This is a genomic window from Pontibacter sp. T17, from assembly GCF_057219875.1.
This window is the reverse complement of the sequence record NZ_JBXVVW010000001.1, coordinates 390647-405923: the sequence shown is the minus strand read 5'-3', so window position 1 is coordinate 405923 and position 15277 is coordinate 390647. Positions and strand designations below refer to the sequence as shown.

Genomic DNA, 15277 nt, shown 5'->3' with positions numbered 1-15277 from the left:
CTCCGTCACACCTGCTCAGCTACCAGATTCCGCACCGCAGCCTCAGCGGTAGGGTACACAAAAGAATAGCCCGTTGTCTGCGCAACGGTGGGCAGTACCTGTTGGCCTTCCAACACCAACATTGCGCTTTCACCCATCATGGTTTTCACTACAAAACCAGGCACTGGAAGGCCCGATGGTTTGTCCAGTACCTTGCCCACCACACGGCCAAAACTGGCGTTGGTGTGCAGTTCGGGTGCCGTTACATTCATCACTCCCTTCACTTCAGAGTGTGTGAGGGCATGGCGAATCAGGCCCACCACGTCATCTATGTGCACCCAGGGAAAGCCCTGCTTGCCATCGCCGATGTAACCGCCTGCATAGAATTTGAAGGGTGCCAGCAGTTTGGGAAATGCCCCGCCGTTGTTGGCCAGTATCACGCCGAAGCGTGTTATGACCGTACGGATACCTGCATCAGCTGCTGCGGCCTCCCATCGTTTGCCTACCAGCGCCAGAAAATCATTGCCCGGTGCATCCTGTTCGGTTACAGGCCTTGTGTAAGCCGTGCCATAAATGCCTACTGCGCTGGCTGATACAAAAACCGAGGGCGATGATCCACGTTCACTCTGCTGGCGTATATATCGTACACACGCCATGGTTACGTCTACACGGCTCTTCAGTATCTGCTGTTTGTACTCAGGTGTCCAGCGCTGGTCGGCAATGCCTACCCCCGCCAGATTGATAACACCATCCACCACACCTACAGAGTCAGGAATGTTGCTGTTGGTCTCGTAGACAACATAGCTGAGATTTGGCAAGGTGCTGGCTGGGCCCGCTTTGCGCACCATTACGGTCACGCGATGGCCGTCGGCCAGCAATGCTGGCACCAGGTGCGACCCTACCAAACCTGTTCCACCGGTAATAAGTATGTGCATGGCTTCTGTGTCCCCGACTTCAGCCAGACACAATTGGCTGGCATTTGGTTCATTCCGTGGCTGTTTTAGCGGCGTTGTCTACCTCAGTTGGGCGATAGCCCGGTAAGGTCAAAATACGTGAACCACTCCCATAACAGCCGCATACCTTCCTCTCCTGTGGTCTTGCGGTATTCGTTGGTGAGATCGTAGGCCAGCTGCGAGTTGCCCGAGAGGTGCAATGCGCAGATGAGCAGACAGTCCAGCAGCAGGCTGTCGCCACTGCCAGTATGACGCACCCGCATCAGGTGCTCCACGGCAGCACCATGCTGGTCCAGCTCCAGCAGCACCAAAGCGTACTCCGCCGCCGATTCCTTTTCCTGGTGAATGCGCTCCAGCGCACTCATCAGTTGTTCGGCCTCAAGCCACCGTCCCTGTCGGCTGGCGGCCAGTGCTCGGAACATCTGTAACGATTCGGCGTCGAGCCCACCTTCCGGTATAGCTTCCAGTTCGGCTTCCAGCTGGGCGTACTGTTCGCTGTCCAGCAGCACTTTCAGCAGAAGCGTACGGGCTTCCATGTCTTTGGGGTTCAGGGCCAGGCCATCCCGGCACAGTTCCAGTGCCTGCGCGTCGTTCAGCTGTCGCCAGGCCAGTTGGGCCCGCAGGTACAGGTGCAGGCCGGCCAGGCCCGCAGGGGCTTCAAACGCAAGTGCACTCTCGGCTTCTTCAAAACGGTCGGTGTGGATGGCGAACTCACCTGCCGCCATGCGCAGCAGGGGGGCCTCGGAGTCGAACAGAAGGGCACGCTGGGCATCGCGCCAGGCTTCTTCAAACTGTCCCATCGCAGCGTAGGTATAGGCCCTGAAATAGAAGAGGTGCCAGGTTACCATCTCGGCTGCCAGCTTTTCAGCGCGTGCAAAGCCGTCCAGAGCGGTTATCTGTCCTTCTTTTCCGGCACCGGTATCTGCGGCAGCCACGGCGGCATGTGCCAACAGGTGCCAATAGCTGCCTGATGGCCCTGGAAAATGCGCCAGTACGGCCATGGCTTCGCCCAGCTCCCGCGCCGAGCAGTACCACTGCACATCGTCCCAGCCGAGGTACTGAGATTCAGGATAGGTGTCGGCCAGCACATCCAGGCTGGCATCTTCCAGTCCGTAGAGGATTGCGTGCTCGTTGCGGGCATACCACTCTTCCGGTAGGCCAGTCTCCATGAGCAGCGCCTGGCGGTTCATTTGCCTGCGGCGATAAGTTCGGCAGGCACCCCAAAGGCTGTTTTGCCGGCAGGGATGGCACGGAGTACGGCACTGCCCGCTCCCACCTGTGCGCCCTTGCCAATCACTACTTTGCCCATAACGCTTACGCCCACACCCAGCATGACGTCGGCCTCAAGGCGGGCACTCGCCCCCACTTTGCAGCCAATGCCCAGCGTGGCAAACTCGCCAATGTGGGCGTCGGTGTCTACCAGTGTGCCAGCGGCCAGCCACGCACCCTGGTCTACCTGGCTGTTGGGCGACACCACACAGCCAGCACCTATGAATACACCAGCTGCTACGTCGGCATGGGGTGATACCCAGGCCTGAGGGTGTACCACGGTCAGCGGCAGGCGCTTGGTCAGGTCAAAGAGCTTGGCCTGAAGGGCTTTGCGGGCGCTGCCTTCGCTTTCGCCCAGCACATAGTCCAGCTTTTCGTTCTTCAGCATTTTCTGGTAGGCGGCATCGGTGACAGCCCCCAGTACCGGAAAGTCGTTCAGTTCTTCAGTAGTCTTGGCACCTTTCTCCGTCTGGAGAAAGCCATAGACAGTGCGCCCCTGGGCAGCCAGGGCTTCTGCGGCCAGCCGGGCACTGGCACCCGTACCAATGATTACTGCGGGTAAAGGTTGCTCGTTTGCGCTCATAGGGTACAAGTAACGCATTCCCCTGCGGTTTCGTGTGTTGTTTCACCCATACCAAAAAGAAAGAGCCGCCCATAGGCAGCTCTTACAGGGTCTTTTCATTGTCAGATCTCACTGCTGGCCTTTGCCCAGCAGTTTCTCCAGGGCTTTTACCTTGGCGTCATTAGCCGTCAGCCACGCAGTAACAGCAGGATCTTCGCGAAAGCGCGAGGCGTAGTAGACTAGTGTCTGGCTGAGGCCAGCGTTCTGGATCACCACCAGTCGGTCGATGATGGCATCCATTGGCCCAAAGGTGCCGCGCTGCTGCTGCTGTTTCTGTATGCGGAGCATCAACTGCTCGAAGGCCTTGGCGGCATCTGCTACCTGCGGGTTGGCTGGCTCGGCTTGGCCTTCAAAGGCTTTTTTCTCACTGAGGGTAAAGCTGCGGTCGTCAGTTGCCTGGCTGTAGGCTGCTACCTGCAATATCCAGCCTGACAGGTGTTTGCTGTGACCCTCGGTGCGCGTGGTGCGTTCGCTGTAGGCCAGATAGAGGGGATAGCAAAGCACGCCCTCTATCAGCCGTTCGTCGAGAAAGGCGCTGCCGCCTGCCAGCTGAATCATGGCGCCATTCTGCGGCTCCAGCGCTACCCCTTCCAACGCGGCGCGCTGCGCTTCGATATAACGCTGGAGTCGTTGCAGTACGATGGCTTTGGTGCGGAAGAGCAGGCCCTGCCCCTTAGAGCCCTCTTCTTTCAGGCGAACTTCCAATGCGTCCAGTGCCCGCTGAGGCTCTTCCGTGTAGTCAAGTGATGCCGCATAGAGCCATACGGCTTTCGTGCCGATGTCACCCTTAACCTTCAGCAGTTTCTCAGCTTTGCTGATGACGATGGCGTATTCCTCCTGTTCGAAGTAAGACAGGCAGATTTCGTATTGTGCCCAGGTGTTGTTGGGTTCCAGTTGAAGTGCCAGGCGATACTGCTCTATGGCAGCATCATACTGGCCCTTGTCGTGCAGGGCAATGCCTTGGTTGATATAATCTGTGGCAGTTTGGGCCATCAGCAGGGCGGGCGATGCAGCCAGTGCCAACAGCAGGCACAGCCGGATCAGTAAGTTACGGTTCACCATATACAATGCTACACACCTGTCGCAGCAAATACCATACCCCAACTGACGTAAAAACACAACAGCCTCCCGAAGGAGGCTGCGTATGCGTGACAGAGCATCGCCTCAGTTCTTGAAGATGCCCCGGAGGAAATCCTTGGCTTTGTCGGCGGCTTCCTCGGCCACCTTGCCTGCGTCTTTCAGCAGGTCTTCTATTGGCTTGGTGGTGTTGCGCAGGTCATCGCGGTAGCCCTCAGAGGCCTCACTGAAGTCGCGCTTCATCTCATCAAAGCCGTCGCTACCGCCTGTGGGATAGTTGCCGTTCAGGATCTCCTGATACGCACCGCTCTCTACCCAGCGTTTCAGTTCACCCACCCGGTGCACCACAAACGGGTGCGATTGCCACAGCAGGTTCAGCGTCTTGTAGAAGTTGTCGGCAGTAGAGTTGATAGCCTCGTATTCCTCGGCCTGCTTCAGAAACTCTTCCATCGACATCTGGTCCAGCTGCGGGCCGCCGGCCAGCTTCATGTGAGTGTGGATGCTCTGTTGCAGGTTCTGCGTCACGAGCAGTTCTGCGCGGTCGGCCGAGAGCTCGCTCTTGCGGTCCCACTCCTTGAGGGCAGCTATCACGGCATAGAGCGCCAGGCCCGTTAGCGGAATGGCGGCAATCATCTGCGTGGCCATGATGAGCACGCGCAGCAGCGTCTTGTACAGCACGTGGCCCGACAGGATATGGCCCACCTCGTGGCCAATAACCCCCGCCAGTTCCTCGTCGCTGAGACTGGACACCAGCGCCGAGTTCAGCGTGATGAAAGGTTTGTCTACGCCCCAGGCAGCTGCGTTCAGCGTCGGATTGTTGACGATATACACCTCTGGCATTTCTTTCACGTCCAGAATGCGGCATACCTGTTGGGTCAGTTCATACACACGCGGAAACTGCCGTTCGTTTACCCGCACCGAGCTGGCCAGAAACAGCAGGCGCAACGAGCGCTCTGTGGTGTTGCCGACAAACCACCGGAGCGTGGTGTCAAAGCCTGGCACACTGCGCAGACTCCTCAGCGCCGCACGGTCGGCGGGGTGTTCCCACGCCCGCGGCGAGATATTCGGAAAAGTAACGTTGGCCTGTAACATCAGCTGAAAGACATTGCGTTGCGGTCGAAGGTTGCTTCTCTCAAGCTACGCCTTTTTGAAGCTGCCGCCGTCAGTGCCTAGAGCGCCCGTTGATAAGTTTTGATCAGCATCACGTGCAACAGCATACCCAGCAGCAGCAGGGTGTCGCGGCTGGGGCTCAGGATGGGGTCGGCTGACAGGATAGAGCTTACTGCGCCAAAGCGTGTCAGTGTCCAGGCGTTGGAAATGCCGTCCAGCTGTTCATGCTGCCCTTGCCACAGACCCAATTGCAGCGCTTCATCCGGGTGGTTCCTCAGACACCGCATTGCCCGGCCATCAGCCAGTGTCAGGTGCGTTTTCATCCAGAACCTTGTCTGCGTTTGGGCCAGCCCTTCTGTTTCTGCATGGTTGCGATAGACTCCTCGTGCAGCAGACTGTAGAGCTCTATCGTCGTGCCACCAAAGTTGGCAGCCCGCCACTCATAGTGTTTTCGGGGCAGCTCATCCAGAATCGAAAGGGTCTCGGCATCCATAATGGCCTCAAACATAGCCGGTCCATGTGCATACGCAGGTGTTCTGCCCTAAAAGGACCGTTGCTCACAAATACAGCCCAGCAGGGTTACTGCCTACGCTGCTGCATCCGTATCAGCACAGCCATCACCATCAGCCCAAGCAAGGCCGGACCGTAAGTAGTGCGCTCTTCTTCGGTCAGTCCGGCTCCGGTAAGGATGATGCCTACCTTCAGTTTCAGCCAACTGAATTTGCTCTTCACCACTGCAACCTTGTCCGACTGCCCTTTCCACAGGGTCAGCCCATCGGTCAGGAAACCCGATTTTGTCAGAAAGCGCATTTCGGTGCCACTGGCCAGATACAGCTTCATTTTGCCGAAGAACGGCGTCTTCGTCCAGGCCATCAGCGTACCTGTCCGGCGGTCGTACACCTCTACGTCCGGCCGAAACCAGCCACTGTATTTGTACTCCAGCTCGCCTGCGAGGCTTGTCAGCTGCCAGTTGCGTGAAAACCATTTCGGTTTGTTCAGCGCGGCATAGGTGCTGCCCTGTTGCTGTAACAACAGTGTGCGCCCACCCATTCCGGTAGCCACCCATTCCACCTCGCCAGGCAGCGACAGACGGCTCCACTCGTTCAGTTGGTAGTCCATACCCTAAAGATAGGACGTTTGGCCACTAGCGGGTAAGGCGACGAATCAGGGCTTCGTGCTGCGGATAGCTGGCCACCAGCATCTGGGGGTCGGCCATCAGAAAGTCCTCAAATTCAAAGCCAGGACACACCGTGTTGCCGCACAGCGAATATGCCGCTGCATCGCCATTGCTGCCTTCCACCTCAGCCGCAAACCAGCAGCCGTGGTGTACCAGCCCCTGAAACTGTTGGCCCTGCCGGCCATTAGGTCCAAGGTTCAGCAGTTCATACTGGCCGTTGGGGTGCAGCACATGCACCTTCAGGGGTTGCCCGGCATACCAGTGCCACATTTCGTCGCTCTCCAGCTTGTGGAAGGCACTGAAGCTGTCGCCGGTCAGCAGAAAGTAGATGCACGTGCCAAAAGTGCGGGCACCCTTGTACCGCAATGGCAGCCCGTCTTCTGACAGGGTTTCCTCGCTCCGGTAGGTTTCACGATAGTAGCCGCCTTCGGGATGGGGCTGCAATTGCAGACGCTCCACCCATTCGGTCACCGAAAGGGGCGCAGGGGTCAGGGGAGTCATACGCTGGGAAGATGCGGCAGGAAAAACAGGCTGCCGCAAAGAAAGCGTAAAGCAGTTCCGATAAGCCTTAAAATGTCTTATTTATACAAAATACAGGGTCGAGATGTAGGTTCCGTCAGTTGAACAGCAAAAACATTGCCAGTTTTAAACACTTTGGGTCCCATGCCCCCTCGTGGTTCTAAGGTCCGAGGCTGCGGTCAACCTGTTTTTCAGCGACTCTCCAAACTGCACCCAGTCGTTTTTTCTTGTCGTGCCAGGCGATTGCCCAACCGCAGCCGTGCCGCAAAGCCGCCTCAAAGGCAGCGCAGGAAGAAGTGCGCCAGCCTTCGAAAGGACTTGACGTTTTGTATGTCCCCCCTTACCGCTCAAGCCACTGCTTCAGCAGGCCGGCCCGCTCGCGCGATACCATCACCTCTTCTGTGCTGGCAGGCTCCAGCTGCACTTTCAGGCGGCCGCCCAAGGCGGCGCTCAGCTTGCCCAGTGCCGTGGCGCGGGCAATCACCTGACGGTTCAGCCGGAAGAACTCATCCGGGTTCAGCAGGTTTTCCAGTTGTTCCAGTGTGTGGGCTACGATAAAGCGCCGCCCATCCTGCCGCACCAGATACACCAGTTCGTGCGCCGTGAGGAAATACGCAATCTCCGATACATGCACAGGCACCAACTGTTCCGCCGTTTCTACCAGAAACCGCTGGCGGTAGCGGCTGCCCTGGCGCGTCATGTCGGCCATCAGCGCCTGCATCTGCTCAAACTGCACCTGCTGCTGCTGCCGTTGTGCGGCGGCACTCTGTCCGCGCCATTGGCCATATTTGTCCAGCGCCCGCTCCAGCTCGGCTGGTTTGATGGGCTTCAGCAGGTAGTCGAGGCTGTGCAGCCGAAAGGCCCGCAGCGCATACTCGTCGTAGCTGGTGGTGAAGACGATGGGGCTCTTCAGCGCCACCCGCTCGTAAATCTCAAAGCTTAGGCCATCGCCCAGCTGAATGTCAGAAAATACCAGGTCTGGCTCCCCTTCCTGCTCAAACCAGCGGACAGCCTGGGCCACACTGCCCAACACGGCCGCCACCGAAACCTCTGTATACGGTTTCAGCAGCTGTTGCAGCCGTTCCGCCGCAGGAAACTCGTCTTCCACAATGACGGCTTTCATGCCCTTACTGCTGTTAGCGTGTCCTGCTCCAGCAGTGGCAGCACCACTTCAAAGCTTTCTTCACGTGCGTGTATCTCCACGGGTCGTGGAGTCACCAGGGCATAACGGTTTACCAGGTTCGACAGCCCCTGTCCTGTGCTGGGCATCAGGTGAAGTCGCTTCTGGCGGCGGTTCCGAACAGCTACACTGTTGGGTGTCGGCTGCCAGATTTCCACTTCCAGCGGCGCATCGGCACTGATGGCGTTGTGTTTCAGCGCATTTTCCACCAACACCTGCACGGCCAGCGGCGGCACCCAGCCCCCAGCATGGGGCGGCAGTTGCACCCGGAATTGGACATTGTCACGGTGGCGAATCTTGTTCAGGTAGATGTACGACTCCACGAAGGCCATTTCCTCGGCCAGTGGCACCAAGGCCCGGTCTTTTGACAGCAGCACATAACGATACACATCGCTCAGCTGGTCCAGAAACTGCTGTGCCTGTGGGTTCTCACCAATCAGCGCCGCCAGCGTGTTCAGGCTGTTGAACAGAAAATGCGGATCTACCTGCTGTTTCAGGGCTTCCAGCTGGCTCAGTGCCGAGGTTCGTTCCAGCCGTTCGGCCCGCTGGTGGTTTTCTTTCCACTCTATATAGGTATAGGCTGCCTCGTACATGGTCATGACTACCAGTGTTGGAATGAAGCTCTTGCCTACCATGCGCACATACAACTCCCAGAACCCAATGTAGCTGCGGTCGGCCAGCTGAAACTCCAGCCAGGTACCCAACAGATTGTAGCTGAACAGAAACACCAGCGAGTACGCCCCCTGGAGTAACAGCCGCAGACGGGTATCGCCATAGTTGGGGTAGCGTCGTTTCAGGTAGAAGAAAATCTGGCGGTTGCCTTCCCAGTGCCCCAGCGTAGCCAGCATCGAAAAGGCCAGTACCACCGGGTAGGCATCACGGCAACTCTTGTCCAGCCACACGAACACACTGATGATGATGGCGATGACCGGAATGCCAATCAGGCGCATCGTCGGCTCGTTCAGCCCCAGCAGCCGACCCAGCCCCACACGGCGGAGGGGTCGGGTCAGCGGAGTGGCAGGGTCCAGTACTTCCACGGCTATGTTTCGGCTGGTTATCATGGCAAGGTACTGGTTTACAGGCCTCAGAAGGTAATCCGGTACTGCGGAATCGGCAGAAAGCCTATCTGGTTGGTCGTTACCAGTTCGTTGCGCAGACGGTCATACTGCTGCACAAAGGCGTTCTGGCGGCCAGTCACATTCTGAAGGTCCACAGAGAATTCATGCGTGGCTTTGCGGCCGTTGAAGCGCCAGCCGATTTTCACGTCCCAGCGGAAGTAGTCGGGCAGGCGCTCGCTGAAAGCCAGGTCTTCGCGCAGAATCTGGTAGCCAGCGGCGGCACTGGCGGCAAAGTCTACCGGCGTAAAGCGGCGGCCACCACTCGCCGTAACCTTGGTGTCCAGTGTCAAAACAGCGCGTTGGGTCAGCTTCCATTCTTTCCCCGCCAGTACATTGGCGATGTAGGTGTTGTCGAAAGCCGTGCTGCGTTCCACCTCATCGCTGCCCTTGTAGCGGCTGTTGTACCACGAGCCGTTCACCAGGTAATACAGCCCCCTGCTGAATGTCCGTTCCAGCGTCAGCTCCAGGCCGTAGTTATAGCCAGTGCCGTTGTTCACCAGGCCGCCCTCGTTTTCTGGGCCAAAGCCTGCGCCCACGTTCAGCATGGAGAAACTCCCCGAAACACTGCGCACTGGCACCTGGTCCAACTGCTGGTAATAGGCTTCCAGCTTCAGGCGTGTGTTCTCACCTAACAGATAGTCGGCGCCCAATACCCAGTGATGACTGCGGGTGAAGTCGAGTGCGGCGTTGGTGCGCACACGGCCTTCAGGGGTTTCGCTCTCAAAGTAGTAGGCCCACAGGGGCTGTATCTGATGGTGCAGGCCGTAAGCACCCGTCAGCCCCAGCCGTTGCGTTGCCTGCCAGCGGATGCCAGCCCGGGGTTCCAGCGCAAAGTCCTGTGTAAGGGCAAAATGCAGGGCGCTGAGGCCAGTGGTCAGTGTTACCTTCTCGCCAAACCGGTGTTGCCACTGTACGAAGCCCCGGTTCAGCCAGTCGCCGCTGTTTACGTCGCGCAGCTGCTGAAAGCGGCCCAGACTCCGACGGTACAGGCTGTCCTGATAGTCCAGCCCCAGCCGGTCGGCGCTCAGGCCGAACTGGAGCGTATTCCGGGCGTTCACCTTGTGCAGCAGGCGGTAGTAGATACCCAGCCGCGAACTCACCTGCCGATTGGCGGCATAGGGATACAACTTGCGGTCGGTGTCCAGGCTGTCCTGACTGAAGCGGTTCCAGGTTGCGCTGTAGGTCAGGCTCAGTGTACCCGTCGTGCGGCTGCCAAAGAAATAGCGGTGTGTAAGCCCACCCACTGCGGTGCCGTTCTTTATACGGTTGTCGAAGCCGCCGTTGCCATACAGGTTCTCCGAATCCGGGTCGTTGGGGTCGTTCTCGCTGTCCAGCAGGTCTATGCTGCTCACGCCTCCCATACCCCAGATGCTGAACGACCCCAGTTTGGTAAGCGGGAAGTTCAGCTTGAACGCCCCATCCTGATAGTAGGGTACTGCTGTGCCAGTGCCCACCTGTAGCCCCAGCGACTGAAACACAGCGATGGTACTGTAACGGTAGTTTACCAGGTAGCTCGACTGCTTTTCGCGGTTGATCGGGCCCTCGGCACCCACCTCAAAGCCGTTGAAGCCCACCTGACCCAGAAACTCGCGCTTCTCGCTGTTGCCGGCGCGCATCCGCAGGTCAAAGACTCCCGACAGGGCATTGCCGTACTGTGCCGGAAACGCCCCCGTCAGAAAGTCGCTCTTCTCCAATAGGTTGTTGTTGAGCATGCCCACCGGCCCGCCTGTGTTGCCGATGCCAGAGAAGTGGTTGGGGTTTGGAATGTCCACGCCTTCCAGCCGCCACAGCAGCCCCAGCGGACTGTTGCCCCGCACGATAATGTCGTTGCGTGCGTCGTTGGCGCCGCTGACGCCTGCGAAGTTGGTGGCCATACGGGCTACGTCGTTGCGCGACCCCGCGTAGCGTCCGGTCTCTTCGGCGTTGAAGGCCCGGATGCTGGTGGCGGCAAACTCGTTCTGCGGCAGGTCGGGCCGCTCGTTCGCGCTGATGACTACCGCCTCCGACAGCACGGCCTGCTCCTGCATCTCGATGGGCAGTACGGCCTCTTTGCCGGTGGTTATCAGTACGTTCGGGATGTTTTGTGTCTCATAGCCAACGTAGGCGATGGCGATGGTCTGGCGCCCGACAGGCACCCCAGCCAGCCGGAAGCTGCCGGTCTCGTCGGTCAGCACACCCAGCGCCGTGCCAACTACCCGGACGGAGGCACCCGGCAACGGCTGCTGTGTGGCGACATCCACCACGCGGCCGCGCAGTGTCTGTGTCTGTGCCACTGCCGCAGGGGCAACGGGCGTCTGCGACCAGGCCGCAGTACCCGTCGCCAGCGACAGGAGGAAAGTGAGTGTGAGTGAGCGTGTCATGTGTAGAAAGTGTGCTGCAAACCTGCATACATGCTCCGCGCCCCGCCGGAGAATCGGGGTGGAACAGCACCAATACGGGGTCAACCCGCCTACAGCCCCGGTGAACCGAAATCCCTAACTTTCGGATGATGGCCCCGCCCGCACCCAGGTCGGAGGGTTGATACCATTTATTGCTGACGTTCTATGCTTGAACCAAGAGTTGTTAAAGGCCAATGGAAGGAATCCGGCCAAGCGGATGCAAAATGGTATTTTGGAATACTTACTGTAACGGAACAGCAGGAAGTAACCCTGGAGTTATTGGATTTTGACTTACCACATCCTAAGCAGTTAGATTTCCATCATTTCCTAGGAGTTGCAGAGGGTATTAAGTATTTCCTATATGATGGCGTTATGTATGATGGACAAAACTCAATCAGTAACTATTCATATAAGTTATATAAATTTAAGTTCAGGTCAGCAGTCTATACAACAGTACCTATTGGTGACGAAATCAGATCATTTAATATAGTGAATATTTTTTCAGATGATTTATTCAAATGGCTTGGGCATAACTTGATTGATAGGAAAATAGCAGATTTTGAGAATAATATACACCACATTGAAGTCAAAAATAGAATACTACACGAAATAGAAATTGATAGCTATTTAACCGTTGTTATTAAACTTTCAAGTATCACATCGTGGAATAGATCATCTTTATCATTTAACTCGTTTGCCTGTCTGTCACTTGTTTACTCTACGCCAGTATCTTTTTCAAAGATTGACAGCGATTTAAAGAGACTTATATGGCTGTTCTCTATTATTATGTACAAAAGACCAAACATAAATAGGATTCAGTTGCTTGATGGCATGAATGAATACGATTACTACAGTGCCGAATTTTTGCCTGCTTACGTAGAGTCAAATGTTCTGCTCACAAGAGGTTTGTATTTCAAGTATAGTGAACTTAGTAGCGAATTTGAAATTATTATCATGAACTGGATGAATAAAGAAATTGAATCATGGACTTATAAAGTATTCTATGACATGATAGATCTACAGAAACTGTCTGCTCAATTCTTCTTTCGAGAAAGTTTTATACTTTTAGAATCCATTATAAAATTTTCATTTAAATTTAGTAAGAAAAAAATTAAAGATGATGGGATTGTGCCGATTGCAACTGATTATCTAAATGTATTTGTAAATGAAGAATGGAAAATTGATGCATATAAATACAGAAATGAATATCTGCATGGTGGACCGCAGAAGGGCGAGCGATTTGATGACTCTTATAACTATGAAGAAGCGGGTCAGAAGATTTGCCATTTGGCAAGAGCGTTGCTGCTTTGTGCTGCTGGCGCTTCCAAAGAGCGTTTAAGTGCTGCTCTAACTAAGATGACAATCTATCCGGGGCCTCCCAGACTTCGTTAACAAGGCAAAGTGTTCCCTAACTTTCGGATGATGCCCCCGCCCGCACCGCCCGAGATAGACTTCCTCACCCTGCTCATTGCGTTTGGGGCGTTACAGGCGTTCCTGTTGGGGCTTACCCGCCTGCTGCCCTGGCAGCGCCGCCCGTTCGCCGATCGTCTGCTGGGTTTTCTCCTCCTCAGCACCAGCCTCCTCATGCTCGACCAGTTTCTGGTCCTCTCCCGCCTCATGGAGCGCGTCATCTGGCTCAACGACTTTTCCGAACCCGTCAACTACACCATCGGGCCCCTGCTGTTCCTTTACATCGCCTGCCAGATATACCCTCCGGCGGCCAGCCGCTGGCAGTGGCACTTTGCCATCGCAGCCATTGCCCTGCTCAATCACATCACCTGGTACTACCAGCCCGCCGCCGTCAAGTGGAACGCCTACATAGGTGCGTTTCCCCATCGGGGCCCCTTCCTCGACGCCGTTCGCACACAGCCCTTCGACCCCCTTTTCCTCAAGCGTGCCGTCATTGAGGTTACGGTAGTTCATTTTCTGCTCTATGCGCTGGCCATGTCGACTCTGTATCTGTGGGTACGCCGCCACAAGCTGGCTTCCGCCGAGGCGCTGGGCAAAGCAGGCCGTCTGGTACTGCTCAACATCGGACTGGTCGCCTCGTACGTTGTGTTCCGCAGCCTCCTGCCTAATGACGAGGGAGACCTCCCCACTGCCATTCAGGCATCCGTACTCATTCTGCTCATGGCGTACGTGGCGCTGCAACAGCCAGCGCCAGCGGTGGCAGCCCCCACCATCGACGCAGAACCACCTCCTTCCGGCCCCAAGTATGCCCGTTCTTCGCTTTCGCCGGAAGAGCGCACCCGCCTCGCAGCCGCCCTCCGCGATGCCCAGCTCAACGACCTCCTGCTGCAATCTGGCCTCACCCTCGCCCAACTGGCCTCTCACCTGCGCACCTCGCCCCATCACCTCTCCCAGGTGCTCAACGAGGAGTTGGGCCGCACCCTCCCCGACTTCCTCGCCGAGCGCCGCATTGCCGCCGCCTGCCTCCTCCTTGCCCAGCCCGACCTCCCCTACAAGATGGAGGAGATCGCCGAGCGTGTAGGGTACAACGCCCGTTCAGCCTTCAACACCGCCTTCCGCAAGGTCACTGGCCTCTCGCCCAGCGCCTGGCGTGCCCAGCAGCTGTCGGAATCAAACCCCTGACCCCGTCCTGTCCGTTCGGTTCGTACGTCCTCCCGTTCGGACAATACACCGTTTGGCTATCACCAGCCCACTTTTGTCATGCCCTCCGAAACGGGCATGCACATGAACTCCCTAACCACTCCTGCCGGGCTCTCCACTCACTCGCCTAAATCCCGCCAGCATTTTCTCGACTGGCTTCGTGTACTGGCCTTTGGCCTGCTCATCCCCTATCACACGGGCATGCTTTTCGTCACTTGGTCGTGGCATGTCAAAAGCCCTGTTACCTCCACTACGCTTGAGTACTTCATGATGGCCAGCAGCCTGTGGCGCATGCCGTTGCTCTTTCTGGTGTCGGGTGCCGCCGTTTGGCTCTCCATGCAGCGCCGTTCGGGTGCCGATTTCCTCGGCGACCGTTTCCTGCGGCTTTTCATTCCGCTGGCATTCGGCATGGCGGTGGTTGTAGTGCCGCAGGTATACTATGAGTATGTCCAGAAAACAGGCTCCAGCATCGGCTTCCTCGACGGCTGGTGGCTCTACCTCAATACGCCCAGCGCCTGGACGTGGAACCACCTCTGGTACCTGCCCTATATCCTCACGTACTCGCTGCTGGCCCTGCCCCTCATTCTGTGGGTGCGCAAACCTGGCGCCGAAGCCTTCCGTCTTCGCTTCAATCGCGGAGTGTCGCACCCGCTGGGGCTGGCCGCTTTTGTTTTGGTTTTGGCCTGCTGCGATGCCCTGCTGCGGCCTCACTGGGAAACCACCCACAACCTCGTGGCCGACTGGGCCAACTTCGTACATAGCCTGCTGCTTTTCCTCTGGGGCATGGCCTTCGTCTTCAGCACCAAAGCCCAGCAGCGTATACAGCAGCTTCGCAAGCCCCTGCTGACCATCGGTCTGGCTGCACTGGTTGTCCTGTACGCCATCTATTGGTACCCCGAATGGCACGACCGCTACGGCCTGGACCACGCCATTTACCGCCTGCTCAAGAATACGGCGCTCGTGAGTCTGCTCTCGGCCATGCTCGGTTTTGCGGCCCGCTACCTCAACTTCAGCAACGGCTTCCTCAGCTGGGCCAAAGCCGCTGTCTACCCCTTCTACATCCTGCACCAGACGGTTATCGTTGTGCTGGGCTACTGGTTTGTCCAGACGTCACTGCCCTGGCCATTTCAGATGGTACTGATCGTCGCACTCACTTTCGGCATTTGCTGGGCATTGTATGAAGGAATCATCAAACGCTTTGCCTTCACACGACTGGTGTTTGGCATGAAGGGTGCTGCAACTCCAACTGTAGCAACAGCCATTACCACCGCTTGACCAAGCCCTT

15 protein-coding genes are annotated in these 15277 nt (G+C 57.1%); 3 read left to right on the top strand and 12 right to left on the bottom strand.

The features are described from left to right. Positions 1 to 5: 5 nt before the first annotated feature. The 12 genes from AC2D8O_RS01905 to AC2D8O_RS01850 all read right to left on the bottom strand — a co-directional run bounded on the left by AC2D8O_RS01905 (position 6) and on the right by AC2D8O_RS01850 (position 11364). Entirely contained in the window at positions 6 to 914 is a 909-nt protein-coding gene (locus AC2D8O_RS01905) for a TIGR01777 family oxidoreductase (protein ID WP_484677086.1), read from the bottom strand. 83 nt (positions 915 to 997) lie between these two features. Then, positions 998 to 2122, bottom strand: a complete 1125-nt coding sequence (locus AC2D8O_RS01900) for a tetratricopeptide repeat protein (RefSeq protein ID WP_484677085.1) — start codon at positions 2120 to 2122, stop codon at positions 998 to 1000. Next, on the bottom strand, positions 2119 to 2784 hold the full coding sequence (locus AC2D8O_RS01895; protein WP_484677084.1) for an LbetaH domain-containing protein: 666 nt from the start codon (positions 2782 to 2784) through the stop codon (positions 2119 to 2121). The genes AC2D8O_RS01900 and AC2D8O_RS01895 overlap by 4 nt, the downstream gene beginning before the upstream one ends. 108 nt (positions 2785 to 2892) lie before the next feature. Further along, a complete protein-coding gene (locus AC2D8O_RS01890; protein ID WP_484677083.1) occupies positions 2893 to 3885 on the bottom strand; it encodes a tetratricopeptide repeat protein in 993 nt (330 codons plus the stop codon). Between the two features lie 102 nt (positions 3886 to 3987). Next, positions 3988 to 4992, bottom strand: coding sequence for a M48 family metallopeptidase (locus AC2D8O_RS01885; protein WP_484677082.1), 1005 nt, complete (start codon positions 4990 to 4992; stop codon positions 3988 to 3990). A gap of 77 nt (positions 4993 to 5069) precedes the next feature. Then, positions 5070 to 5333 carry a hypothetical protein gene (locus AC2D8O_RS01880; RefSeq protein ID WP_484677081.1) on the bottom strand — a complete coding sequence of 88 codons (264 nt, stop codon included), beginning with the start codon at positions 5331 to 5333 and terminating at the stop codon, positions 5070 to 5072. After that, positions 5330 to 5518 (bottom strand): hypothetical protein, encoded by a 189-nt coding sequence (locus tag AC2D8O_RS01875; protein ID WP_484677080.1) that lies wholly within the window; start codon positions 5516 to 5518, stop codon positions 5330 to 5332. Before AC2D8O_RS01875 ends, AC2D8O_RS01880 begins: the two co-directional genes overlap by 4 nt. Positions 5519 to 5589: 71 nt before the next feature. Then, positions 5590 to 6129 carry a hypothetical protein gene (locus AC2D8O_RS01870; protein WP_484677079.1) on the bottom strand — a complete coding sequence of 180 codons (540 nt, stop codon included), beginning with the start codon at positions 6127 to 6129 and terminating at the stop codon, positions 5590 to 5592. Between the two features lie 25 nt (positions 6130 to 6154). Continuing rightward, the gene (locus AC2D8O_RS01865) at positions 6155 to 6688 is read right to left on the bottom strand and encodes a cupin domain-containing protein (RefSeq protein ID WP_484677078.1); all 534 of its coding nucleotides are present in this window, start codon (positions 6686 to 6688) and stop codon (positions 6155 to 6157) included. 358 nt (positions 6689 to 7046) lie between these two features. Continuing rightward, positions 7047 to 7829 (bottom strand): LytR/AlgR family response regulator transcription factor, encoded by a 783-nt coding sequence (locus tag AC2D8O_RS01860; RefSeq protein WP_484677077.1) that lies wholly within the window; start codon positions 7827 to 7829, stop codon positions 7047 to 7049. After that, positions 7826 to 8947: a sensor histidine kinase gene (locus tag AC2D8O_RS01855; protein ID WP_484677076.1), complete on the bottom strand. Its 1122-nt coding sequence runs from the start codon at positions 8945 to 8947 to the stop codon at positions 7826 to 7828. Before AC2D8O_RS01855 ends, AC2D8O_RS01860 begins: the two co-directional genes overlap by 4 nt. Before the next feature lie 23 nt (positions 8948 to 8970). After that, complete coding sequence (locus AC2D8O_RS01850; protein WP_484677075.1) at positions 8971 to 11364, bottom strand: TonB-dependent receptor; 2394 nt, start codon at positions 11362 to 11364, stop codon at positions 8971 to 8973. A 183-nt stretch (positions 11365 to 11547) separates the two neighbouring features. Between AC2D8O_RS01850 and AC2D8O_RS01845 the strand changes: the two genes are divergently transcribed. The 3 genes from AC2D8O_RS01845 (at position 11548) to AC2D8O_RS01835 (ending at position 15267) form a co-directional block, all read left to right on the top strand. Continuing rightward, positions 11548 to 12774 carry an ApeA N-terminal domain 1-containing protein gene (locus AC2D8O_RS01845; RefSeq protein WP_484677074.1) on the top strand — a complete coding sequence of 409 codons (1227 nt, stop codon included), beginning with the start codon at positions 11548 to 11550 and terminating at the stop codon, positions 12772 to 12774. Between the two features lie 27 nt (positions 12775 to 12801). Continuing rightward, positions 12802 to 13974: a helix-turn-helix domain-containing protein gene (locus tag AC2D8O_RS01840; protein ID WP_484677073.1), complete on the top strand. Its 1173-nt coding sequence runs from the start codon at positions 12802 to 12804 to the stop codon at positions 13972 to 13974. A gap of 78 nt (positions 13975 to 14052) precedes the next feature. Continuing rightward, on the top strand, positions 14053 to 15267 hold the full coding sequence (locus AC2D8O_RS01835; protein ID WP_484677072.1) for an acyltransferase family protein: 1215 nt from the start codon (positions 14053 to 14055) through the stop codon (positions 15265 to 15267). Positions 15268 to 15277: the final 10 nt, after the last annotated feature.

What these genes read in the sequence shown, in the direction of transcription:
- AC2D8O_RS01905 (WP_484677086.1), bottom strand. Translation starts at nt 914, where the DNA reads ATGCACATACTTATTACCGGTGGAACAGGTTTGGTAGGGTCGCACCTG.
- AC2D8O_RS01900 (WP_484677085.1), bottom strand. Translation starts at nt 2,122, where the DNA reads ATGAACCGCCAGGCGCTGCTCATGGAGACTGGCCTACCGGAAGAGTGG.
- AC2D8O_RS01895 (WP_484677084.1), bottom strand. Translation starts at nt 2,784, where the DNA reads ATGAGCGCAAACGAGCAACCTTTACCCGCAGTAATCATTGGTACGGGT.
- AC2D8O_RS01890 (WP_484677083.1), bottom strand. Translation starts at nt 3,885, where the DNA reads ATGGTGAACCGTAACTTACTGATCCGGCTGTGCCTGCTGTTGGCACTG.
- AC2D8O_RS01885 (WP_484677082.1), bottom strand. Translation starts at nt 4,992, where the DNA reads ATGTTACAGGCCAACGTTACTTTTCCGAATATCTCGCCGCGGGCGTGG.
- AC2D8O_RS01880 (WP_484677081.1), bottom strand. Translation starts at nt 5,333, where the DNA reads ATGAAAACGCACCTGACACTGGCTGATGGCCGGGCAATGCGGTGTCTG.
- AC2D8O_RS01875 (WP_484677080.1), bottom strand. Translation starts at nt 5,518, where the DNA reads ATGTTTGAGGCCATTATGGATGCCGAGACCCTTTCGATTCTGGATGAG.
- AC2D8O_RS01870 (WP_484677079.1), bottom strand. Translation starts at nt 6,129, where the DNA reads ATGGACTACCAACTGAACGAGTGGAGCCGTCTGTCGCTGCCTGGCGAG.
- AC2D8O_RS01865 (WP_484677078.1), bottom strand. Translation starts at nt 6,688, where the DNA reads ATGACTCCCCTGACCCCTGCGCCCCTTTCGGTGACCGAATGGGTGGAG.
- AC2D8O_RS01860 (WP_484677077.1), bottom strand. Translation starts at nt 7,829, where the DNA reads ATGAAAGCCGTCATTGTGGAAGACGAGTTTCCTGCGGCGGAACGGCTG.
- AC2D8O_RS01855 (WP_484677076.1), bottom strand. Translation starts at nt 8,947, where the DNA reads ATGATAACCAGCCGAAACATAGCCGTGGAAGTACTGGACCCTGCCACT.
- AC2D8O_RS01850 (WP_484677075.1), bottom strand. Translation starts at nt 11,364, where the DNA reads ATGACACGCTCACTCACACTCACTTTCCTCCTGTCGCTGGCGACGGGT.
- AC2D8O_RS01845 (WP_484677074.1), top strand. Translation starts at nt 11,548, where the DNA reads ATGCTTGAACCAAGAGTTGTTAAAGGCCAATGGAAGGAATCCGGCCAA.
- AC2D8O_RS01840 (WP_484677073.1), top strand. Translation starts at nt 12,802, where the DNA reads ATGATGCCCCCGCCCGCACCGCCCGAGATAGACTTCCTCACCCTGCTC.
- AC2D8O_RS01835 (WP_484677072.1), top strand. Translation starts at nt 14,053, where the DNA reads ATGCCCTCCGAAACGGGCATGCACATGAACTCCCTAACCACTCCTGCC.